This window comes from Ruegeria sp. SATB027 (assembly GCF_059613825.1).
In genome coordinates this window covers 47,376-69,928 of sequence record NZ_JBXWTH010000045.1, presented here as the reverse complement: position 1 = coordinate 69,928, position 22,553 = coordinate 47,376, and the positions used below count along the sequence as shown (strand labels likewise).

Here is a 22,553-nt window from a genome sequence, read left to right as displayed (position 1 = left end):
GAGCAGGTCACTCCTGTCCGGCAACCTTTGCGGAAACATCCCGACCACTGGCTTGCGCCAAGGCGTTCATCACGTCCTCGGTTTTTAGCAATTCGGACAGCACAATGCCGTTCGGTGCCGATGGTCCGTAGACGGCATTGAAGGGGATGCCGTATCTGCCGAAACTCTCAAGGTAGCGGGAAATGCGCGTGTCCGGGCGTGTCCAATCTGCCTGCATCGCCGTGACTCCAGGCGCTTCAAGCGCGCTCCGGACTGGCTCCCGATCGATGATAAGTGTCTTGTTCGCTTTGCAAGTCAGACACCAGTCAGCGGTCACATCGACAAAAACGACCTCTCCTGCGGACACGCGTTTCGCTATTTCCGAACGATCAAATGCGATCCAAGCCATTGCCAACTGCGGCGTCGAACGCGCAGGTGCTGATTGCTGCAAGAGAGGACCTGCGGCAATGGCCAGGACAAGGCTGGCTATGGCAATAGACCACCTGAATTGGGACTGCACATTCGGGAGAGATAGTATCAGAACGGCGAGACCGGACAACGCCGCGACCGCGATGACAGACGCAAGCCCGGCGACACCGTCGAGCACCCAGAACAGCCACACGGCGGTTGCAAGCAACAAAACCCCCATGACGCTTTTGATGATCAGCATCCATCGACCAGGCTTGGGCATGAATGCGACCAGACGCGGGAACGCGGCGATGACGAGATAGGGCAGGGCGAGGCCGAGCCCGAGGCTCGTAAAGACGATGAGGATGTCCACGCCACGCCCGGCCAAAGCAAAGGCCACCGCGGTGCCGAGGAACGGTGCCGAACAAGGCGTCGCCATGACGGCACCGAACATGCCAGTGAAAAAGTCGGCGGAATACCCGTTGCGTCCTCCGGCCCCTGCAAGCCGCGTCTGCATGCCGTGTGGAAGGGCGAACTCGAACGCTCCGAACAGATTTGCCGAAAAGACGAGCAGGACAGCGATCATCGCCGCAAGAAACAGCGGGCTTTGAAACTGCAAACCCCACCCGACGCTGAGGCCTGCCGTCTGGAGCGCCCAGAGGACGAGCGCCAGACCCCACATGAACGTCATGATGCCGGCGCTGGCAGCGACGAAACCGAACCGGACACGGGTTGTGTCGTGATCGGTGTGTTTGAGCACAGACGACACCTTGATGGACAGCACCGGCAGCACGCAGGGCATCACATTCAGGATCAATCCGCCCAGCAGCGCGATCGCGGCAATCCAGATCAGTTCCATCATGTCCGGTGTCGTGGCGGCCAGTTCAAAGGGTGGTGCTATTCCTTGCGCCACGCGATCCGCGATGATCGTGAAGGCCCGGTTCTCGCCGTCGGTGACGGTAATCGACGGAGCCACTGTCACATCCGTATTCGACGAGAGGATCGGCAAGCGCGCCCAAAGCAAACGATCCTCTTCTCCCAAACGGATATCGGGTTTGCCAAGCGCAACACCCATACCCAGTTCGGGAAACACATCCGGCGACTGGAGTGGTTCATCGACGCGAAGGCTGACGATCAACTCCGTGAGGTCTTCGTCGATGAAGGCATTTGCCTCGCTGACGCCGCTCGTCTTGGCCCCTTCGGGGACGCGCTCGGAAAACGTACCGATCAGCCCAGCCGAAGTGCTGTCGATGACGTTGCCCCGTCCGAGGCGAAGTGACAGGTCAAACTCTTCCGGGACACAGACATTGGAGCACACCAGCAGTTTGACCTGCGCGGAAAGAGTCACAGGTGCGCCGGGATCTTTGAGCGTTATGCGCAGCGGAAAGACGACTTCACCCGCATAACCAAAATTTTCGATGCCGAAGGCGGTGAAGCGCGTCGGGGCGGGCCACATGAATTCGACATCTGCGACGTTTTCGGAACCGCTCCATTCGACCGAAGGCGGTATTCCCACCTCGCCCGCCGACCGCCAATAGGTCTTCCAGTTTTCGTTCAGTTGAAGGTGAAGCCCGGCTGACAGAGTCTGTGTGTTCTCGGGAACGCCGTCCTGTACACTAATGAGATGCGCGGTGAGTGGCGCGCTCTGGTATTCAGCAGAGGTTGCTGCCGCGACACTTCCAGAGACAACGGCCAGGAGCACGAAGGGAATAAGCAAAACCCGTCGCAGGATCAAAAGGCAATCGATCAAGATACCTGCTTTCTTCCCATATTTTCCGCAGATTTCGCCAGGACGGCGGAAATTGCGTCAAAGTCCACCTGTGGCAAAACCCTGACGACCGTCCGCACAGACAATTCGCGCAACGCCAGTCGCAGAAGATGAAAGGGTTCGACACCCATCCGGCAGAAGGTCTGACGCTTGCTTCGTGGACACGATAGCCTTCAGATCTAGGCAGTCTGCAAGGCTTCCCGCGCAACCTCCAAGTAATGTAACCATCAACAGCAATACGAATACCTTTGCTTTCCCTCGCACATCACTGCCTGTTGCGGGCGACGCTAGGAATCACGGAACTTATGGGCTCGGGCGCTTCCTCGATAGTATCGTTTGCCTTGTCGGAATGGCACGATTTCCCCATGAATCTATGCATCACAAGATGCGCTCCAACGCACAACAGGAGCGGGGCGAAAGCCGATGCATTGCCCCACATACCCGCAAGCGTTCCGCCAGCGAGAAAAAAACCGATCACGGGCAACAGCATCACAATGCAACACGCCATCATTCCGTAATGCATGAGCTTGTCTGTAATCGGCTTATTCTTGGGATTTTCGTCGTCCATGACACCCTCTTTGTCTCGTTCCTGGCGTCATTTGCGACCCTCCAGCAGGGTAAGGTCAAGGATACAAATGGATACACTTCTCGCGGCCTTGTCAGGTTGCCTGATGCCGGGTCTCCCGTAAAAGACATGTACAAACCGTAGGCTAGGAGTGTGTCATGACGACATCGCGAAACAACAAGATCAATCGACGAAGCCTGTTGGGGTATGCGGCTGTCGCTTTGGTTGCACCAAGCGTGGTTCGAGCCGAAACCATTCGCCGCAACATTTCTTCTTTCCGAGTTCATGACTGGCAAGACCATTTCGACACGCTCGGCAAAGGGATCATCATCTCAGACACCGTGACGATGGCGCTACAGCACTGGACAGCGGACGGCGAGATGCGGATTTACCCGACATCCGTTCCGCTGACCGACGAACTCACCAAACGCGGTTACACTGAAGTGGTGGAAAAACGCAAAAACCCCAGTTGGGCGCCGACGCCCTCCATGCGGGAACGCAATCCGGAATGGCCGGCACGTATCGAGGGGGGTGATCCGGACAACCCCTTGGGTACTCGCGCACTGTACCTGTCGTGGCAGTACTACCGTATTCACGGGACACAGGACACGCGCAAGATCGCCCGCCGGTCGTCAAACGGCTGCATCGGTTTGTTCAACGAACAGATCGAGGAAGTCTACGAGCGAGCGCCTGTCGGCACTCAAGTCAAACTCATCTGACCCAACGGGCAAGGCGGAAGATACAGGCATGGACAAATTAACTGCGCTGATTGGTGCCGTTTTTGTTATCGGCGGGGGTTTTGCCGTTTGGCAGTTCGTTGGAGCCGAAGATTTAGCGGTTGGCCACTCCATGACGCCACCTGACACAAGCGAGATTGCCGAAGGCGATCCGATCGTCCAGGTCCAGCTGCCTGACGCACTCTCGCAGCAGGCGGCGCTTGGGAAGAACATATTCGAGGCAAAATGTTCCGAGTGTCACGGCGAAAATGCCGCCGGTCGCAACGGTGTTGCGCCGCCTCTCGTGCACAAGATCTACGAACCGAGCCACCATTCGGACATGGCTTTTGTTCTGGCAGCTCAAAACGGCGTCCGTGCACATCACTGGAATTTCGGTAATATGCCTAAGATCGAGGGATTGACCCAAGGAGACGTCAAGATGGTGGCCGCCTATGTCCGCGAATTGCAGCGGGCCAACGGGATCAACTGATGCGTTGGTCGAAGACGAACCGATGGATTCTGTCGGCCGTTTTCGGCCTTTTCCTTGTAGTACTCGGGGTGCCAGAGGCGCCGGTATATCATGGTGAAACGTCGTTGGGGCAGGAATACCATGGTCACGAAGACGCAGGGCCATCGACCGAGGCCTCTGGCCACTGCCATCCAGGCCTCGATTGTTCTGTCCCGGCAGCGTTATTGCTTCAGCCGAACATGGCGTACGAGCCTTCTTTTCTGAAAGCCGTCATGCAAGACGGCGCGATCCAACGAACCGAATTGCGCCCGATCAGCGATCCTCCACCGCCCCGACGGTGGGTCTGATTTCACATCGCTCGAAAAGCAGACCCAAAGAAGGATCGAAGACATGAAAAAGACGACTATCGTAGCGGCAGTGTTGATTGCAGGTACTGCGGTCACGGCATTCGCGCATAGCGGTGCCACCGGCATCGTGAAAGAGCGCATGGATGCCATGCTTGCAATGGGGAAGGCGGTCAAGACCGTGGCCCCGATGATGCGGGGCGAAACGGCCTATGACGCAGAAACAGTGCGCGATGCCGCGCGCCTGTTCCAGCAGCACGCCGGTGAGAGCATGACAAAGCTGTTCCCAGAGGGCACAGGGGGCATGCCCTCGGAAGCCAAGGACGAGGTGTGGACCGACTGGGAGCGCTTCGCGGCATTGGCAAGTCAGCTGGAAGAATACTCTGAGGGCCTGGAACGCGCAGCCGACAATGGATTGGGCGGCATGAGCGGCAATACCTCCATGGATGGCGCCTCGATGATGGGCGGCGGGTCAATGATGGGAGGCGATACAACCATGATGGGCGGGAGCACGATGATGGGCCGAGGCGACATGATGGATGCGGCCGCCATTGCCGAAATGCCCGCCGACGCAGCATTCGCGATGACGACCCAGGTCTGTTCCGCATGCCATGAACGCTTCCGGGCGGAAGAAGACTGACCATGCGCCGGTTCTTGACACTCGTCAGCGGGGCCGCCGTGCTGGGCGCGGCCAGCCTCGGCGTCGTGATTGCATGGCCTGTCGGCAGTGCAGTGACTCCGATTGCAATAGAGGGCAATGTCGACCGGGGCGCATATCTGGCGCGCGCCAGTGGGTGCATTGCCTGTCATACCAATTTTGAAGCGGGCGGCGCACCACTTGCCGGAGGGGCGCCGCTCGAAACCCCGTTCGGAACGTTCTACCCGCCCAACCTGACGACAGACCCGGAACATGGCATGGGCGAATGGACGGCAGAACAGTTCGCAAAAGCCGTGCGGCAAGGCATCGGCCCCGATGGAACGCCGTACTATCCGTCTTTCCCGTACACCTTCTATGCGGATTTTTCTGATCAGGATATCGCTGACCTCTGGGCGGCGTTTCAAACCGTGCCGCCCGTGGACGAGCCTGCACCAGAAAATGATGTCAGCTTCCCATTCGACCAACGATGGGGGCTGAAGCTCTGGCGAGCGGCGTTCTTCTACGATCCGGATACCGAACCGATTGAAGGGCGAAGCGACGCATGGAATCGAGGACGGGAATTGGTGCGCGGTGCGGCACATTGCGGAGCCTGCCATACGCCGCGCAATCTTGCGGGAGGCCGCGATATCGGTGCTTCCTTTGCAGGCAACGCCCAGCTTCCCGGTGGCAGCAAGGCCCCCGCGATACGGCCAAAAGACCTGGTCAAAAATGACTGGACGGTTTCAAACCTCGCTTATGCGCTCCAGACCGGCATCACCCCTTCGGGCGATGCTTTCGGCGGCAGCATGGCGGAAGTGGTTCGCGAGGGAACTCGGTTTCTGACACCTGCCGATCGCGAAGCGATGGCGCTTTTCCTGCTGAACAAGGACACGGTCGAGGCGGAGAACCCCGCGTCGAACTAACACCACGCGGGGGCAACACGCCCCCGCTTTCTCGAGGATCGAAATGAGACAAACACGTCGGGATTTCTTGCGCCATGCAACACTGGCGGCCTGCGCGGCGGCCATCCCGCAGTCGGCTTTTGCCGCGACCCCGTTCGAGGACCTGATTGCCAAGGTTGCACGTCGACAGCTTCTTCCGGACACCTACCCGGAAACAGAGATCTGGGGCTATGACGGCCTCGTTCCGGCCCCGGAAATCAGGGTCACACAAGGCGATCGGGTGCGTCGCAGGTTTCGCAACGAGGTACCCGATCCCAGTTCGGTTCACTGGCACGGAATCCGGATCGACAACGCGATGGATGGCGTTTCAGGGCTGACCCAAGAGGCCGTAGCGCCGGGTGGAACCTTTGACTACGACTTCGTCGTACCGGACGCGGGCACCTATTGGTATCACGCGCATAATCGCTCATACGAGCAAGTCGCGCGTGGTCTGCGCGGTGCCTTGATCGTCGAAGAGGTCGATGGACCGGACATCGACCGCGAGGAAGTCATCGTTCTGGAGGACTGGTTGCTCGACCCTGAGAGCGGGCAGCTGTTCGACAATTTCGAACAGCCCATGATGATGAGCCACGGTGGACGTACCGGCAACTTTATCACGACCAACGGGCGCTATGACCTGACCTTGCCCGCGCAGCGCAACGAGCGCATTCGCTTGCGGATCATCAACGCAGCAAGCGCTCGAATTTTCCCGCTGAGGCTCTCTGGATTCAGTGGCTGGACGGTGGCCGTGGATGGAATGCCAACCGGCCAACCCCAGTCGGTTGACGGCGAGTTGATCCTCGGCCCGGCACAGCGCGTCGACTTAATTGTGGATGTGACCGAAGACGAAGGCGGCACCGCCCAATTGCTTCGCATCGGCGATGATGATCAATTGACCCCGTTGGTGAGTTTTCTGGTCAACGGCACAGCCAGTTCAGTACCAAGAGGCAAGCCACTGCCGTTGCCGCCGAACCCCGCGGCACACGCCCCGGACCTTGCCGATGCGCGTGATTTGCGACTGGTCATGTCCGGCGGGGCAATGGGGCGAATGCAGTCCGCATTGCTTGGCGGGGAACGTCTTGGATTCCGTCAGCTTGCCCAAGCGGGCAAATTCTGGGCCCTGAATGATGTCGCCGAAATGACCTACACGCCACTGGCCGATCTATCCCTGAACGAGCCGGTGCGCCTGAAGATCGAGAACCAGACCGTTTTCCCACATGCGATGCACCTGCACGGGATGCATTTCCGCGAGCTGCGCCCCGACGGCGCGTTCGGGCCGATGCGGGACACGATCCTGTTGGCCGGCAACGAGTCCCGGGAGATCGCCTTTACGGCAGACAATCCCGGCAAGTGGCTGTTCCATTGCCACATGCTCAGCCACGCCGCATCTGGCATGACAACCTGGATACGGGTCACATGAGATATCTCGTTTGGTCCCTTCCGATCACTGTCGCAGCAGCCGCCTTCACGTATTGGCTCTCGACCAGTGCATCCTCGGATGTCGGCAGCGCGTCCAGGGCGGAGAGCTACGACATCGAAGAAGGCGCGTTGCTCTACGCAGAAAACTGTGCGTCTTGTCATGGCGCGGGTCTGGAAGGCCAGCCGGAATGGCGAACGCCCGGCGCGGATGGGCGCCTGCCAGCACCACCACATGATGAGACGGGTCACACCTGGCATCATCCTGACAGCCTGCTCTTCGATTACACAAAACTGGGGGGTGCGGCGCTTCTGGCGCGTCAGGGCGTCGAATTCGACAGTGGCATGCCCGGTTTCGCAGACGTGCTGACCGACCAGCAAATTCACAACATCCTGGCCTTCATCCGGTCCACCTGGCCAGACCGCATCCGCGAAGTCCAGGCCGCGCGGACAGAAGCCGACGAACAACGGGGAGAGAACTAAAATGCGTTTCAGACAAGCCTTCACGACGGTCGCGATAGCTGCCTTGCTTCCGATACCGGCACTCGCGGACGAACTGTCAGAGTCCCGGGTCAAGGAACTTGTGCTCGAGGCAATCCGCGAGAACCCGGAGATTGTCATGGAGGCCGTGGCGATCCTCGAACAAAGGCAGGCGCAAGCGCAGGAGCTCAGTCAGGCCCAAGTTCTGAATGACCAGCGCGATCTAATCGAGAACGATCCGAATGCGCCGGTTCTCGGCAACCTGGAAGGGGACGTCACTGTTGTGGAATTTTTCGACTACAACTGTCCCTATTGTCGGCGGGTCAAACCCGAGGTGCGGGCTTTGATCGAAGACGATCCCAACATTCGCCTCGTCTATCGTGAATGGCCCATTCTCGGAGACGGATCGGTGTTTGCCGCGAAAGCGGCCTTGGCAGCGCGCAAGCAGGACAAATACGAAGAGTTTCACTGGGCAATGATGGGGCTGGAAGGCCGCGCGGAAGAGGCCTCCGTGCTGCGCGTGGCCGAGGAGATCGGCCTGGATATCGCGCAGTTGCGCAAGGACATGGAGGCCCCCGAGGTCGAAGAGCACATTGCGACCTCCATGCAACTGACCCAAGCTCTGGGCTTTAACGGCACGCCGTCTTTCGTGATCGGGGATGCGCTGGTCCCGGGCTTCGTCGAAAAGGCGCAGCTTGCCGACTTGGTCGAGGAAGCCCGCAAAGTCGAAGACTGAAATTCTGTGCCCGGACCACCCTTGGGTGGTCCAGGCACTGCATCAAGCGGCCGCAGGTTCCACGTTGTAGCCCGCATCCCGAATGATCGCTTGGACCTGATCGGCTGGTAACACGCTGTCGACATGCACCTGTCGGGCAGAAAGGTCACATTCTACGCCTGCATTCGGATCTGCGCTCTTCACCGCGCTTTCGATTGCTGCGGTGCAATGCCCACAGCTCATGTCCGGAACGCTGAACTTCATCGGAACCACTCCTTGATCTGATTTCTATCGGTGACATGGGGCTTCCCCCCGCTGGAAGGTCAAGTGAAGAAATTTATTTGGCGCCCTCCCATTGACCCTCCAGTAACTGGAAGCCTCATATTCCACTTCGAATGGAAAAACAGGTGACACATATGCCCGAACCCAAACAGATCAGCCTGCCGATCGAAGGCATGTCATGCGCGTCCTGCGTTGGCAGGGTCGATCGCGCATTGAATGCAATCGACGGCGTAGAGGATGTGTCGGTGAACCTTGCCTCGGAAACTGCTCGCATGAGCGTGGACGCGCTCAAGCGCATTCCCGACATCATCGAATCCCTTCGCGAGCTGGGCTACCCCGCGCGGAAGGCCAGGGCCGAACTCACGATTGCAGCGATGTCCTGTGCCTCTTGCGTCGGGCGGGTCGATAAGGCGCTTGCCGCGGTGCCCGGGGTGGTCGAGGTGAACGTCAACCTCGCCTCAGAGACGGCGACGGTCGTTTACGTCGAAGGTCTTGTCACGACATCCGATCTGATCGAATCAAGTGGCGCGGCAGGGTATCCAGCAACCGTGGCAACGGCCCAGGCCGGTGACGACAGAGTTGCGCGCAAGGAGGAAGAGGCTCAGGCGCTTGCCAAACGGGTCACCTTTGCGGCCATCCTCGCCTTGCCGGTCTTCCTGATCGAAATGGGTGGCCACGTCATTCCGGCCGTTCATATGCTGATCGAGACCACGATTGGCCAGCAGACGAGTTGGCTTCTTCAGTTCGTGCTGACGACAATCGTTCTCTTCGGCCCGGGCCGGACGTTTTACACCAAGGGTTTCCCGGCCTTGTTCCGGGGTGCCCCCGACATGAACAGCCTCGTCGCGGTCGGCACCGGGGCGGCTTACCTTTATTCCGTGGTTGCGACATTCGTACCGTCGGTCCTGCCTGACACGCTGCGCACCGTCTATTTCGAGGCGGCAGCGGTCATCGTCGTTCTGATCCTTCTGGGGCGGTTTCTTGAAGCGCGCGCCAAGGGGAGAACGGGCGCGGCCATCCAGAAGCTATTAGGGCTTCAGGCGCGGACTGCACGCGTGATGCGGGACGGAGAAAGCGTCGAGATCGAGATCGATGCGCTGGTTCAGGGTGACATCGTCATCGTGCGCCCTGGTGAACGCATCGCGGTCGATGGCGAGGTCATCGAGGGGACCAGCCGCGTCGACGAAAGCATGCTGACAGGCGAGCCGATCCCCGCTGAAAAAGGTGCCGGAGATACGGTGACCGGCGGGACGGTCAACGGCGCCGGAAGCCTGCAGTTCCTCGCCACGCGGGTCGGCGCCGACACGACCCTGGCGCAGATTATTCGCATGGTCGAAGAGGCCCAGGGCGCCAAACTGCCGATCCAGGGATTGGTCGACCGGATCACCTTGTGGTTCGTGCCTGCCGTGATGGCGATCGCGGCGGCGACCGTGCTGGTCTGGCTGTTTTTCGGGCCTGATCCGGCCCTGACGATGGCGCTGGTCGCCGGTGTGTCGGTGCTCATCATCGCGTGCCCCTGCGCGATGGGGCTTGCGACGCCGACCTCGATCATGGTCGGGACGGGACGTGCTGCGGAAATGGGTGTCCTGTTCCGTAAAGGTGACGCCTTGCAGCAACTTGATTCCGTTGATGTGGTCGCCCTCGACAAAACAGGCACGGTGACCGAGGGGCGACCCGCACTGACTGACCTTGTGCTGGCGGAAGGGTTCGATCGCCCAACAACGCTCTCGAAGATCGCTGCCGTGGAGTCGCTCTCCGAGCATCCTGTCGCGGACGCCATCGTGCGGGCCGCGCGGGCCGAGGGCGCACCTCTTGTGGCGGCCGAAGGCTTTCAATCGGTCACAGGTTACGGCGTGCGCGCCGTGGTCGAAGACGTGGAGGTGTTGGTTGGGGCCGACCGCTACATGGCGCGCGAAGGCATTGACGTCTCGGCATTGGCTCCAGAGGAAACGAAGATCGCAAGCAAGGGTCGCACGGCGCTTTACGCTGCCATAGATGGGCGTGTCGCCGCCGTGATCGGCGTGGCCGATCCGGTCAAACCGGCAAGCCGCGCAGCCATCGCAGCGCTGCACGAAAAGGGTCTTGCGGTTGCGATGATCACCGGCGACAAACGCGAAACCGCCGAAGCCATCGCCCGCGAAACCGGTATCGACCACGTCATCGTCGGCGTCCTGCCGGACGGCAAGGTTGCGGCGCTCGACAGTTTGCGCCAAGGGAACAAGCGCATCGCCTTTGTCGGCGACGGGATCAACGACGCCCCGGCGCTGGCGCATGCCGATGTGGGCATCGCCATTGGAACCGGCACCGATGTGGCCATCGAATCTGCGGATGTCGTCCTGATGTCGGGCGATTTGCGCGGCGTGGTGAACGCCTTCGAAGTATCGCGGCGGACCATGCGCAACATCCGGCAGAACCTGTTCTGGGCCTTTGCCTACAACGTGGCACTTATTCCGGTCGCTGCCGGGGTGCTTTATCCCGCCTTTGGGTTGCTCCTGTCACCAATCCTTGCGGCGGGTGCGATGGCGTTGTCCTCGGTGTTTGTCCTGACCAATGCCCTGCGGCTGCGGCGCATCGCGCCTGCGATGGACGAGCAGCGCGCAATCCCGGCAGAGCTGGCAGCCGCCACTCCTGCTCCAGCAGAATAACGGAGGTTCGACATGAACATCGGAGACGTTGCCCGACAATCGGGTGTGCCCCCAAAAACAATCCGCTACTACGAGGACATCGGGCTGATCCGCCCGAACCGTAGCGAGAACGGCTACCGCGCGTTCACCGAGAGCCACATTCACAAGCTGGCGTTTCTGGGTCGCGCACGGGCCTTGGGGTTCACCATCGAAGATTGCAGGACGCTCCTGTCGCTCTACGAGGATGAAAACCGCGAAAGCATGCAAGTGAAGGCGGTTGCGGAAGACCATCTGCGCCAGATCGAGGAAAAGATCGCGAAACTGCAATCCATGCGCGCGACGCTCGCCGAACTGGTGGAAAAATGTGCCGGGGATCACCGGCCCGACTGCCCCATCATCGAGGATCTGTCGCCGGAGCGGTTGGCCAAGTGACAGGCAAGAAGGGGCTGTACCTCAGAACCAGATCGCGCGGACCGGCATCCAGATACCCATGAAGATCATCATCAGGTTTTCCGTCAGCGAAATGAACCCCAGCGGGACGGAACTGTCACCGCCGACGCAGGCGCATTTCAGCTCTCTCTTGTCGATATAAACAGCCTTGAACACGCTGACAGCGCCGACCGTGCCGATAAACAGGGCGACAGGCGCCGAGAGCCACAGCAGCGCGCCGGCAGTCATCAGGACACCTGCCAACGCTTCGCCGAACGGGTAGACCTTGCCGTATCGCACCCATTTGCGCGCCAGCAGATCGTAGTTGAGGAACATCGTCGAAAACCCTTCGACATCCTGCAATTTCTGGATCGCGAGAATGGTCATGGACAGCGAAATGAACCATTCGAACCCCCGCAAGGTAAGGACCGACCCGTACTGGTGCCAAGACAGGCCCAATGCCAACAGCGCGGCAACGGAAAAGATCGCGATGACCGGCTGGTAGGTCGTGTCGCTTTGCTCTTCCTCGGGTGGGTCAATGTCGAAAAACACCCTGAGATCATCGTAACCGCCGATCCGTTCGTCCCCGATGAAAGTCTGCGGCGTCGTCTCGACCCCGTGCTTCTCCATGAAAGCATCGGTGTCTTCACGGGTGTCAAGCGGATGGTCTTCCACCTCGAAGCCTTGCCGCTCCAGCAGGTCTTTCGATTTCAGACCGTAGGGGCAGACATGGCCCGGCATGACCATGCGATAAAGCTGCGCGGATTTACTGTCTGTGTCGCGGGGCATGTCCTTTCCTCCTTATCCGCTGCACGTAAGTTGACCACGGAACCCGGCTTCGTAGTCGGTTCCCGCGCTGACGATCAGATCGGTCAGGTCACCGTTCGTCTCTGCGATCTCGGCCGACAGCGGGCCTTCAGAAAATGCATTTTCGCCCTGCGCATTCAGGCGCACCAGATCACCGCTGATCTTCATTGCGGCGGCAGACCCTTCGCCGGTTTCACCAGTCACCAGTACAGCCGGACTGTCCGAGGTGTAAGCAAAGCGGCAATTTCCGCCATTCGGGAACACCGCAGCGATTTCGTCTTCCGTCAGAAACTCAGGATCGACCTTCGACACGACCTCCGTTTGAAGCGCCTGTTGCGCATCCACAACCTGCGCCGGCGTTTCGCTTCGCGTGGCCGATGCTTCGCCGTTTGCTCCAATGTCAGCAATAAGGTAGCGCATTTCGGCGATTTCCTTGTCCTGCGCATAGATAATGTCGTCTGCGAGCCCCCGGACGCGCGGGTCGGTGATCTCGGCACGAGTCGACGTCATGATGGCGATCGAGTGGTGCGGGATCATGGCGCGCATGTAGGACCTGTCCTGTACCGTGAATTGCCCGCGAACCAGCCAGAGGCTCGCCGCGAAAAGGACTATTGCGCCAACGAAAATCGCGATGTTGGCTTTGGTGTTCTGATACATGGACAACATGTACGCCAACATGATCACGGCCATGGTCGCCCCCATCAGGATGGCCATGTAAAGGCGTGTCTCCGAAAAGAAGATATGGCCCCAAAGATAGGTGTTCAGGTACATCAGAACGAACATGACCACGGTCGATGTTCCGATCATCATAAAGAATCGTGAGTAGTGCATTTCCAGTCACCTCCTTGCAGTTCTCTGTAAAACAACAACATTCCAGCGCTGGAGAGTTCCAAAAGCACGAATTTTCGTAGTTTCAAGGCAACAAAGGCGCGTCGTTTGCCCCGGTTCACGGCTTCTTTTCTTTGCCCCTGACGCGCACTGAATTTTCATGGGTCCGAGGAGATCGCGCCATGCAGAATTTCACGAGACGAGAATTGATTTGTGCCGGAGCGATGGGTTGCTTTCTGCCCACAACTGCCTGGGCCCACAAAGTCAAATTGCCCGAACGGTTCGAACCACAATTGGTAAACACCCGTCGTGGTGACTGGGTTAAAGGCGATGTCCACGTCGTTCCCGACGATTTTTTCCTTTATTTCATGCTCGAGGACGGGATGGCGATCCGCTACGGGGTCGGGGTAGGGCGCAAAGGTTTGTACGAACCCGGAGAGTTCACGGTAGCGCGCAAGGCCTAATGGCCATGGTGGCGGCCAACGAACGCCATGATCCGGCGCGAGCCACGCAAATACGCAAAGTACAAGGATGGACTGAAAGGCGGGCCAAACAACCCGCTCGGGGCCCGCGCGCTCTATCTCTACGATGCCGAGGGACGCGATACCTATCTTCGCATTCATGGAACGAACGCCCCGGAGACAATTGGGTCTGCCGTGTCGAATGGATGCGCGCGGTTGACGAATGAACATGTGAAGGATCTGTACGAACGCGTTGAAATCGGCGCCCGCGTCTTCCTGTATCCCAAAGTGACAACGGCGTGAGGAGTGTTCTGTCGCCTTGAAGTTCCTCTTCCGGAAATGGCACAAGTGCGGCAGTTGGCGAAAGCCAGTCTATCATTCATGAGGTGACGGAATTGTCTTTGAGCCGGAGGTCTTTCCTTGGCGGGATGACCGTTGCGCTGGCTGGTACCCGCTTGCCAGCAGCGACACACGAGTTGATCCTCGCGCCCCAATCGATCAAGGCGCACCTTGCTGGGTACGACGTGTCGATGTTGGGCTTCAACGGTGGTCTGCCGGGCCCAGAAGTCAGAATGCGACAAGGACAAACCGCCCGCATTACCCTCGATAACCGATTGGAGGAGGGCGCTCTCGTTCACTGGCATGGGTTGCGGGTTCCAAATCGGATGGATGGTGTCAACGTCCTCACTCAGGATGTGGTCATTCCGGGCGACTCGTATCGTTATCAATTCGGCGTCCCGGATGCCGGCACGTATTGGTATCACTCGCATTACCTGTCTTACGATCAGGTCAGCCGCGGTCTTTTCGGCGCCTTCATCGTCGAGGAGCAAAATGCGCCGGCTGTCGACCATGACATCGTTGTTCAGTTCTTCGATGTCTTGCTAGATCAGTCCGGGCAGTACGACGAAGCGTTCAACCCGGCCCACTTCGCAACCGAGGGCCGTATCGGCAATACGGTCACGGCACTTGTTTTCAATGGAACCGGCAAGACTGTGAAACGAGGCGACCGTCTGCGACTGCGTCTCATAAATCCCTCTATCGACAGGGTGTACCGTGTCGGCCTGGATGGTTTGATAGGCAAGATCGTTGCACTGGATGGCATGCCTCTGGCGCATCCTCGGACGCTCGAACCGATCCTTCTCGCTCCGGGGCAAAGATGCGATGTGATTGGTGATGCGACCGGGCCTATTAGATTCGACGACAGCTTTGGAGAACAGACGTTGAGCCTTGGCGAAATCGCTGTTTCCGGTTCCCGTGAGCCCGCGAAAGCGCCCATCACCGCATTGCCCGCCAACCGAATGCCCGCCCCGAAAGACCCCGGCCAAACCGCGGAGCTGGTGCTCCAGGGAGGTGCGGGAAGCGCGTCCCACAACGGCACAGGGACATGGGCGCTCAATGACGTATCCGGCCTGCCTCGAAGGCCTTTCCTATCCGCCGCGCAGGGGACGACCGCGCGCATTTCGATCCGCAACGAAACCGGGTTCCCACACGTCATGCATCTGCATGGCCACCATTTCTGGGAACTCGATGCGGCGGGTGAAGCCGGTCCATACCGGGACTCGACCTATCTGGATACCGGCGAGACGCGGGATATTCTCGTCGTCCTGGACAATCCGGGATCGTGGATGCTGCATTGCCACATGTTGAGCCACCAAGCCGACGGTATGGCAACGTGGATCAGAGTCGGCTGAGGGTCGAGACGGATACATACCGTTACAAATCTCTGAATGATAACAGGCCTTTCGCCGTCTACGTAACCTGACAAGCGAGAAACAGGTCCATCGACTGCCAATGGGAGCGTTCATTGACCCTGACACCAAAATCTCTCGGCATGACTGCGGCGGCAGGATCAGCCGCCTTGCTGTTGGGGGCCTTCGTTTTCCAGGCTCTTGGGTACGCGCCGTGCGCAATGTGCATCTGGCAACGCTACCCACACGCAATCGCCATTGGAATGGGCGCTCTGTTGCTCTTTGCTCTGCCGATTTTGCCAATCCTGATAATCGGTGCCCTGTCGGTACTCAGCACATCCGCGTTGGGAGTGTTTCATACCGGTGTCGAGCGCGGCTGGTGGGAGGGACCGACTTCTTGCACGGGATCCGGCCTCGATGTTTCCCAAATGTCGGTATCGGAATTGCTGCCCTCTGCCAGTTCAAATACGTCCAATCTTGTTCTGTGCAGTGAGGTTGTCTGGGAATTTCTGACGTTGTCCATGGCCAGTTGGAACGCGATCCTAAGCGGTGTCCTTGCTTGCCTCTGGTTGGTCGCGATCGCAAGACATCAAAAGGTTCGGTGGCATGGGGTCGCGGACGTTTCTTGAATCGTCCCGCATTCATCGAAAACAAACAAAGGGCTTCGCTTCATGGTTACAAGACGACACTTCCTTGCACTTTCCGGCTCGCTGTTTTCAGCGTCTCTGAGTTCGCCAGCATTCGCTAAGACCTGGCCGTCAACAGCCGAAAAAGCAGCTTGGGATGCGCAGATCACGCCCGCCAACTATGACCCGGCAACAACCAACCCATGGGGGCTGCATCCCAGGCTGCTGCCGCAACGCGTTTTGGCGAATGACGGTTTGCGCCCGGGTGACATTCACGTCGATGCGATCGCGCGCTATCTGTACCATATCGAGGAAGGTGGCACCGCGATGCGATACGGGGTGGCGATTGCCAAGGGCGATCTCTATGAACCCGGCACCTATACGATCCGCCGAAAGGTCGAATGGCCGCACTGGACGCCAACGCAGTCAATGATCGAACGCGATCCGGAGGCTTACGAGCGGTTTGCCGACGGTATGGAGCCCGGCCCCAACAATGCCTTGGGCAGCAGGGCTTTGTATCTATTCGTCGGAGATCGGGATACGTACCTTCGAATTCACGGAACGCCGAGCCCTCGCAGCATTGGCGGCCGGGCCAGTTCGGGATGCGTGCGCATGGTGATGGCCCACATCAATGATCTCTATCCGAATGTCGCTGTCGGATCGACGGCGTTCCTTTACTCGGCCGAAGACAGCGTTACCGCTCGAAGCTAACCTATTGCATCTTTGGCTCACACGCCGAGGACTGCGTCGTGCAGGGACATCTTCCAATGAATTGTTGGACGAACACTCACGGCTGTGTCGCAAGTGAACTTTCGAACTGTGCGATCGCTACGGATTTGTCGTCCTCATCGTTCTCGAACAGCTTTGTGGTTCGCACGCCCGGCAACTTGCCAAAATCCGCCATCAGGCGCTTTGGAAAAAATGTGCGTCCGATGGATTCAAATCCTGGTAATTGTCTGAGTACCGCGGAGGTACTGGCACTACAAAAACCGGAAGCGGCTGGGCCGCTGGCAATTGCAAGGCGCAAAGCCTGCTCCGCGACTTCGGGAGACACATCGATCTCTTGTATGACGACATGGTAGGTCTCGCGAGCATGAGCCCGCGCATAAAAATCGGCCACTTGTGGAGTAATGCCATAAAGCACATCTCCCCGTTCCGGTACAGCGCTCAGCCGGACCGTTCCTGCCGGATCGAAGATAACACGCTGCGACCCATTAATCATGACGCTGCTATGCGCACCCGCCCCGGACCTGTTGTTGATCATGGTGTACAACGTCAGCGCGGCCGGTCCATCGTGACGGTAGGATGCGCTACTGATGACTTCGGCTGAAGCATCCGGGCGCATGTCGTTTCCTGCACCGCACCCCGCCAAAATTACCAAGGTTAGAACTGAGAAAATGCGGTTCAAAAAGAGCACCCTGCAGCCTCCTGCCATGGGTTGAATGATTGAATTTTCGGGATATTCAGGGCCTCTAGCAATCTCGACATCAACTCTTCCGGATTTCACCTCTACCGAAACATGGGTTCGGTTTCGGTTGGTATACGGATCCTCGACACCTTTTTTTCTGGATATCGCATGTTTCAGATGAAGAGGAGCGTTCGCCCCGAATTGATTTGTCGCAATTTGTAACAGACCCCGCCTTTGTGACCTCGCGATACAAAACACCGGCTCGCGTGGCATTCCGCATCTGCAGGTGCCCCCCATATGCTGGGTATCGCAACACTGACACGAGGTGATCGAAATGAAACGCAACACTTTACTCGCTGCAATGACCCTGGCTGCAACCGCCCTTGGCGGTGCCGCATTCGCGGACGCCAACCACGGGCGTGGGGGACAATTTGGCGCCCAGAGCGGACCAGGCATGATGCAGAACGGTGGTCCCGGTATGATGGGGAACATGGGCGGAATGATGGACATGATGAAGCGCATGCACGGAAACATGATGGGCGCAGGCATGATGGGCGCAGGCATGGGCAGTGGTATGATGAGCCCAGGCATGGCTGGCGGCATGATGCAAATGTTCGACACTGATGGAGACGGCACAACGACGCCGGAAGAAATGCGCACGCAGCTGCAGGCCAAGCTTTCCGAGTTTGACAGCGACGGGGATGGAAGCCTCTCGATTACCGAGTTTGAAGCTCTCCACAGCGCGATGATCCGCGAAATGATGGTGGATCGCTTCCAACACCTCGATGCCGATGGCGACGGCGCGGTGACGCCGGAAGAGATGGCCGCTCCTGCCGATAGGATGGAGCGGATGCAGATGATGCGGTCGAATATGGCAGATGCGCCTGCGCGGCCTGGCAACGGTCAGGGCATGGGCAACGGCTCCATGATGCAGGACAACTGAGCCAATGGGTGCCGGTTTTTTTCCGGCACCCGTCCTCACAACCCCAAAACCATTCGCGGTCGGGACATTGAACCGAACCGCGACCTGAACCGTTTAGCCTCGGTATGCCAACAAATAGAGACACGGAAAGGAAAATTCCCATGGCCTATACCTATGATCGCGTCCTGAAAGACACCAAAATCGATGACGCAGAGATGCGTGTTCGGGATGCTTTGGCAGACAAGGGCTTCGGCGTTCTGACTGAGATTGACGTCAAAGCGACGATGAAAAAGAAACTTGATGCGGACATGCCGCCTTACCGCATCTTGGGGGCCTGTAATCCGGGCATGGCGCACAAAGCCATCGAGATCGAGCCTCGCATCGGTGCGATGCTTCCCTGCAATGTTATCCTGCGGCAACTGGACGGCGACACCGAGGTCAGCGCGGTCGATCCTGTCGCTTCGATGCAGGCGGTGCAGAACCAAGACCTGGACGCGGTCGCCGGCGAAGTCCGCGATCTCCTTCGGGACGCCCTCGACACCGCGTGATGGCGGGATGGGCGTTGGATGCCCTGTCGCAGATCGAGCGCCTTTAGCGGTGCTCGATCAATGCCATCTAATCCCCACGTAAATTCCTGATGAGGAACTCACCCAGTGCTGCCAGCGGGATTGCCATTTCCGGATATTGGAACCGACCTCTTCTCCTTCGACATCGGGGGGGTCACATTCGCACTCCGCTGGTACGCGCTAGCCTATATCTTCGGTATCCTGATTGGCTGGCGCATTTGTTCGAGTGCCATAAGCCGTCCCGCGCTCTGGACGTCAGCTGGACCGCCGCTTGACCGAACGCAGATCGAAGATCTTCTGACGTGGATCATCATCGGCGTGATTGCTGGTGGTCGCCTGGGCTTTGTACTGTTCTACCAGCCCGCATATTATCTCGCCAATCCCTTGGAAATTCTGATGGTCTGGCAAGGCGGCATGTCTTTCCACGGGGGGTTCGCGGGAGTTGTCATCGCGGCCTTGCTGTTCTGCCTTAGACAGAACGCGTCATTGCTCAGCACTGGCGACTTGCTGGCTTTGGCAACACCACCAGGCTTGTTTCTTGGAAGGCTGGCGAACTTCACCAACAATGAGTTGTGGGGGCGTCCAACGGACGTTCCCTGGGCGGTGATCTTTCCCGGCGAAGTCGCGCAGGCCTGCCCAGGGGTTAGCGGCCTCTGCGCCCGACACCCGTCCCAGCTGTACGAGGCGGTATTGGAGGGGCTCATTCTTGGAATACTGCTCATTTATCTCGCTTGGGGCCGGGGCTGGCTGAAAATGCCCGGTGCCTTGGCTGGCGTGTTTCTGACCGGCTATGGTCTTGCCCGAAGTTTCGTCGAGATGTTCCGGCAACCGGACCAACAATTTGTGACGGCGGACAACCCGATCGGCCATGCGCTTCATTTTGGTGAGTGGGGTTTGACCATGGGCCAGTTGCTCTCCATGCCAATGGCGCTGGTCGGGCTGGCGTTGATCGTGTTCGCCCGGCGGGAACGGGGCCGGACAGCGCCACCCCGCAGAGCCGCAATGTAATCGCCGTACTGATCTCTCTTGACCCTCCCGCGGATGGAAGCCCTAGGCAAGAGAAGCATTCTCGGAAAGGACCGCAAAATGAGCACTCCCGACAGTTCTGAAACCACAGCAGCTTCTTCGGTATTCGTTTGCCCCATGCACCCTGAGGTGCGGCAGGACGAGCCCGGCAATTGTCCGAAATGCGGGATGCACCTCGTGCCGGAATCGGAGCTCGAGGTCCATTCAGCACATGATCATCACGAACACCACGCGGGTGCCACGCCGGCCGATGGCCGATATGATCTGGTTCCTACAGGACATGATGGTCCCATTTTCACCTGCCCGATGCACCCTCAGGTGCGGCAGCCTGATCCGGGCGCGTGTCCGATCTGTGGTATGGGATTGGAACTGGAATCCGGTGTGCCGGGCGATGAAGGTCCAAATCCCGAACTGGTGGATTTCACACGGCGGTTCTGGGTCGGCACAGTCCTGACGATCCCGCTCCTTGTCCTCACGATGGGGCCATTCGTCGGTTTCCCCGCAGTCCGGACTTTTTTTGGCGAAAGCACCACACAATGGATCGAATTGATCCTGGCAACGCCAGTGGTCTTGTGGTGCGGCTGGCCGTTTCTGGAACGCGGATGGATTTCGTTCCGCACATTGAACCTCAACATGTTCTCCCTGATCGGCATGGGCGTTCTTGCCGCCTGGCTCTTCAGCGTCGTTGCCGTTCTCGCACCGGACATATTCCCTGATGGGTTCCGAGACTCCGAAGGCCATGTCGGCGTCTATTTCGAGGCGGCGGCGGTGATCGTGACGCTGGTGCTGCTCGGCCAGGTGATGGAACTACGCGCCCGCGAGGGGACCGGCAAGGCGATCCGCGCGCTTCTCGACATGGCGGCAAAGACCGCGCGGGTCATCCGGGACGACGGATCCGAGGAGGAAATCCCGCTGGAGGACGTGCAAGTCGGGGACCGGCTGCGCGTGCGGCCCGGTGACAAGGTGCCGGTCGATGGCGTGGTTCTGGACGGCCGGTCCTCGGTCGACGAAAGCATGATCTCCGGTGAACCCGTGCCGGTCGAGAAGACCGAGGGCGACCCGCTGACCGGCGCGACGATCAATGGCACCGGCAGTCTGGTGATGGAGGCGACGCGTGTCGGGTCCGACACGATGCTGGCTCAAATTGTCGAGATGGTGTCGAACGCGCAGCGCTCGCGCGCCCCGATCCAGAAATACGCCGACAAGGTGGCGGGATATTTCGTTCCGGCCGTCATCGGTATCGCGGTCCTGTCCTTCATCGCCTGGGCGATCTGGGGGCCCGCGCCTGCGCTTTCCTACGCATTGATTTCGGCGGTGGCGGTTCTGATCATCGCCTGTCCTTGTGCGCTTGGCCTGGCGACACCGATGTCGATCATGACAGCGACAGGACGGGGCGCTCAGGCAGGGGTGCTGATCAAGAACGCCGAGGCGCTGGAGCGGTTCGAGAAAGTCGATACCCTGATCGTCGACAAGACCGGCACGTTGACCGAAGGCAAGCCGCGGCTTGTCGACGTACTCCCGCAACCCGGCCACGACGAAGCCGAGGTCTTGCGTCTCGCCGCATCGCTTGAGCGCGGATCGGAGCACCCCTTGGCCGAAGCGATCGTCAGGGGTGCGGAGGAGCGAGATGTCAAAATGGACGAGGCACGGGACTTCGAGGCGGTCACTGGCAAGGGCGTCAAGGGGGTCGTTGACGGCAAAGCGGTCGCGCTCGGCAATTTGGCGATGATCCGCGAATTGGGGCTCGAGGCGGGCGCGTTGACCGCCAAGGCCAATGCCCGCCGCGACGAAGGCGAGACGGTCATGTTCGTTGTGCTGGATGGCGAGATCGCCGGTCTAGTTGCTGTCGCCGACCCAGTGAAGGAGACCACGCCAGAAGCCATCGAGGATCTGCATGAACTGGGGTTCCGCGTCATCATGGCGACCGGCGACAACGAACGCACGGCCAAGGCCATCGGCACGCGGCTCGGAATCGATGAGATCCGGGCCGACGTGCTGCCGGAGGACAAGGCGCGGATCATCCTTGAGTTGCAAGAGGCGGGCCACAAGGTCGCCATGGCCGGGGATGGCGTCAACGACGCCCCCGCGCTCGCGCAGGCCGATGTCGGCATCGCCATGGGCACCGGCGCCGATGTGGCCATCGAAAGCGCGGGCGTCACGCTGGTCAAGGGCAACCTTGATGGTATCGTGCGTGCGCGGCGGCTCGCCCGGGCCACGATGCGCAACATCCGCCAGAACCTGTTCTTCGCGCTGATCTACAACGCCTCCGGCGTGCCGGTCGCGGCGGGAGTTCTGTTTCCCTTCTTTGGCATCCTCATCAGTCCGATGTTTGCTGCCTTCGCCATGAGCGCGTCGTCAATCTCGGTGGTGCTCAATTCGCTGCGCCTTCGCGGCGTTCGTATCTAGAAGCGCGCAACAGCGTTCGGATGAACCAAAATTAAAAGGGGG

24 protein-coding genes and 1 pseudogene are annotated in these 22,553 nt (G+C 59.3%); 19 read left to right on the top strand and 6 right to left on the bottom strand.

Features of this window, described 5'->3' with window-relative positions:
- Positions 1 to 7: 7 nt before the first annotated feature.
- Entirely contained in the window at positions 8 to 2,137 is a 2,130-nt protein-coding gene (locus AC2FPW_RS13170; protein WP_009807485.1) for a protein-disulfide reductase DsbD family protein, read from the bottom strand.
- Positions 2,138 to 2,420: 283 nt separating this feature from the next.
- Positions 2,421 to 2,723 carry a DUF2933 domain-containing protein gene (locus tag AC2FPW_RS13165; protein WP_007803398.1) on the bottom strand — a complete coding sequence of 101 codons (303 nt, stop codon included), beginning with the start codon at positions 2,721 to 2,723 and terminating at the stop codon, positions 2,421 to 2,423.
- A gap of 155 nt (positions 2,724 to 2,878) precedes the next feature.
- On the opposite strand from AC2FPW_RS13165, the gene AC2FPW_RS13160 reads away from it, so the two are divergent.
- Genes AC2FPW_RS13160 through AC2FPW_RS13125 form a run of 8 tightly spaced genes read left to right on the top strand, consistent with a single transcriptional unit; the run spans position 2,879 to position 8,459 of the window.
- On the top strand, positions 2,879 to 3,439 hold the full coding sequence (locus tag AC2FPW_RS13160; protein WP_496814073.1) for a L,D-transpeptidase: 561 nt from the start codon (positions 2,879 to 2,881) through the stop codon (positions 3,437 to 3,439).
- Between the two features lie 28 nt (positions 3,440 to 3,467).
- Positions 3,468 to 3,926: a c-type cytochrome gene (locus AC2FPW_RS13155; protein ID WP_007803401.1), complete on the top strand. Its 459-nt coding sequence runs from the start codon at positions 3,468 to 3,470 to the stop codon at positions 3,924 to 3,926.
- Entirely contained in the window at positions 3,926 to 4,252 is a 327-nt protein-coding gene (locus tag AC2FPW_RS13150) for a hypothetical protein (RefSeq protein WP_103911584.1), read from the top strand. Before AC2FPW_RS13155 ends, AC2FPW_RS13150 begins: the two co-directional genes overlap by 1 nt.
- Before the next feature lie 43 nt (positions 4,253 to 4,295).
- On the top strand, positions 4,296 to 4,889 hold the full coding sequence (locus tag AC2FPW_RS13145; protein ID WP_007803403.1) for a c-type cytochrome: 594 nt from the start codon (positions 4,296 to 4,298) through the stop codon (positions 4,887 to 4,889).
- A gap of 2 nt (positions 4,890 to 4,891) precedes the next feature.
- Positions 4,892 to 5,809, top strand: a complete 918-nt coding sequence (locus AC2FPW_RS13140) for a c-type cytochrome (protein ID WP_007803405.1) — start codon at positions 4,892 to 4,894, stop codon at positions 5,807 to 5,809.
- Between the two features lie 43 nt (positions 5,810 to 5,852).
- A complete protein-coding gene (locus AC2FPW_RS13135; RefSeq protein WP_007803406.1) occupies positions 5,853 to 7,247 on the top strand; it encodes a multicopper oxidase family protein in 1,395 nt (464 codons plus the stop codon).
- Positions 7,244 to 7,726 (top strand): c-type cytochrome, encoded by a 483-nt coding sequence (locus AC2FPW_RS13130; RefSeq protein WP_007803408.1) that lies wholly within the window; start codon positions 7,244 to 7,246, stop codon positions 7,724 to 7,726. Before AC2FPW_RS13135 ends, AC2FPW_RS13130 begins: the two co-directional genes overlap by 4 nt.
- Before the next feature lies 1 nt (position 7,727).
- Positions 7,728 to 8,459, top strand: coding sequence for a DsbA family protein (locus AC2FPW_RS13125; protein ID WP_009807488.1), 732 nt, complete (start codon positions 7,728 to 7,730; stop codon positions 8,457 to 8,459).
- 42 nt (positions 8,460 to 8,501) lie between these two features.
- Here AC2FPW_RS13125 and AC2FPW_RS13120 read toward each other — a convergent pair whose 3' ends face one another.
- The gene (locus tag AC2FPW_RS13120; RefSeq protein ID WP_007803412.1) at positions 8,502 to 8,702 is read right to left on the bottom strand and encodes a heavy-metal-associated domain-containing protein; all 201 of its coding nucleotides are present in this window, start codon (positions 8,700 to 8,702) and stop codon (positions 8,502 to 8,504) included.
- Between the two features lie 152 nt (positions 8,703 to 8,854).
- On the opposite strand from AC2FPW_RS13120, the gene AC2FPW_RS13115 reads away from it, so the two are divergent.
- Together AC2FPW_RS13115 and cueR are read left to right on the top strand one after the other, a co-directional pair.
- Positions 8,855 to 11,365, top strand: coding sequence for a heavy metal translocating P-type ATPase (locus AC2FPW_RS13115; RefSeq protein ID WP_496814069.1), 2,511 nt, complete (start codon positions 8,855 to 8,857; stop codon positions 11,363 to 11,365).
- Positions 11,366 to 11,377: 12 nt separating this feature from the next.
- Positions 11,378 to 11,776, top strand: a complete 399-nt coding sequence (gene cueR, locus AC2FPW_RS13110) for a Cu(I)-responsive transcriptional regulator (protein WP_007803416.1) — start codon at positions 11,378 to 11,380, stop codon at positions 11,774 to 11,776.
- 21 nt (positions 11,777 to 11,797) lie between these two features.
- Here the strand turns inward: cueR and AC2FPW_RS13105 are convergent, their stop codons facing one another.
- Together AC2FPW_RS13105 and AC2FPW_RS13100 are read right to left on the bottom strand one after the other, a co-directional pair.
- Positions 11,798 to 12,562 carry a MauE/DoxX family redox-associated membrane protein gene (locus AC2FPW_RS13105; RefSeq protein ID WP_012187037.1) on the bottom strand — a complete coding sequence of 255 codons (765 nt, stop codon included), beginning with the start codon at positions 12,560 to 12,562 and terminating at the stop codon, positions 11,798 to 11,800.
- A 12-nt stretch (positions 12,563 to 12,574) separates the two neighbouring features.
- Complete coding sequence (locus AC2FPW_RS13100; RefSeq protein ID WP_012187184.1) at positions 12,575 to 13,411, bottom strand: DUF305 domain-containing protein; 837 nt, start codon at positions 13,409 to 13,411, stop codon at positions 12,575 to 12,577.
- Positions 13,412 to 13,590: 179 nt separating this feature from the next.
- On the opposite strand from AC2FPW_RS13100, the gene AC2FPW_RS13095 reads away from it, so the two are divergent.
- The 5 genes and pseudogenes from AC2FPW_RS13095 to AC2FPW_RS13075 all read left to right on the top strand — a co-directional run bounded on the left by AC2FPW_RS13095 (position 13,591) and on the right by AC2FPW_RS13075 (position 16,894).
- Positions 13,591 to 13,872, top strand: coding sequence for a L,D-transpeptidase family protein (locus AC2FPW_RS13095; protein ID WP_335949223.1), 282 nt, complete (start codon positions 13,591 to 13,593; stop codon positions 13,870 to 13,872).
- Between the two features lie 15 nt (positions 13,873 to 13,887).
- Positions 13,888 to 14,172 (top strand): annotated as a pseudogene (locus AC2FPW_RS13090) (L,D-transpeptidase); the annotation flags it as partial.
- 125 nt (positions 14,173 to 14,297) lie between these two features.
- Positions 14,298 to 15,560, top strand: coding sequence for a multicopper oxidase family protein (locus tag AC2FPW_RS13085; RefSeq protein ID WP_007803424.1), 1,263 nt, complete (start codon positions 14,298 to 14,300; stop codon positions 15,558 to 15,560).
- 113 nt (positions 15,561 to 15,673) lie between these two features.
- Positions 15,674 to 16,186: a disulfide bond formation protein B gene (locus tag AC2FPW_RS13080; protein ID WP_012187181.1), complete on the top strand. Its 513-nt coding sequence runs from the start codon at positions 15,674 to 15,676 to the stop codon at positions 16,184 to 16,186.
- A 42-nt stretch (positions 16,187 to 16,228) separates the two neighbouring features.
- On the top strand, positions 16,229 to 16,894 hold the full coding sequence (locus AC2FPW_RS13075) for a L,D-transpeptidase (protein ID WP_012187180.1): 666 nt from the start codon (positions 16,229 to 16,231) through the stop codon (positions 16,892 to 16,894).
- 76 nt (positions 16,895 to 16,970) lie between these two features.
- Here the strand turns inward: AC2FPW_RS13075 and AC2FPW_RS13070 are convergent, their stop codons facing one another.
- Positions 16,971 to 17,528 (bottom strand): hypothetical protein, encoded by a 558-nt coding sequence (locus AC2FPW_RS13070; protein ID WP_012187179.1) that lies wholly within the window; start codon positions 17,526 to 17,528, stop codon positions 16,971 to 16,973.
- 397 nt (positions 17,529 to 17,925) lie between these two features.
- Between AC2FPW_RS13070 and AC2FPW_RS13065 the strand changes: the two genes are divergently transcribed.
- From AC2FPW_RS13065 to AC2FPW_RS13050, 4 genes are all read left to right on the top strand, one after another.
- Complete coding sequence (locus AC2FPW_RS13065) at positions 17,926 to 18,534, top strand: EF-hand domain-containing protein (RefSeq protein ID WP_012187178.1); 609 nt, start codon at positions 17,926 to 17,928, stop codon at positions 18,532 to 18,534.
- A gap of 140 nt (positions 18,535 to 18,674) precedes the next feature.
- Entirely contained in the window at positions 18,675 to 19,061 is a 387-nt protein-coding gene (locus AC2FPW_RS13060; RefSeq protein WP_007803435.1) for a DUF302 domain-containing protein, read from the top strand.
- A 105-nt stretch (positions 19,062 to 19,166) separates the two neighbouring features.
- A complete protein-coding gene (gene lgt, locus AC2FPW_RS13055; protein WP_007803438.1) occupies positions 19,167 to 20,087 on the top strand; it encodes a prolipoprotein diacylglyceryl transferase in 921 nt (306 codons plus the stop codon).
- Between the two features lie 78 nt (positions 20,088 to 20,165).
- Positions 20,166 to 22,511: a copper-transporting P-type ATPase gene (locus AC2FPW_RS13050; protein ID WP_012187177.1), complete on the top strand. Its 2,346-nt coding sequence runs from the start codon at positions 20,166 to 20,168 to the stop codon at positions 22,509 to 22,511.
- Positions 22,512 to 22,553 lie beyond the last annotated feature (42 nt).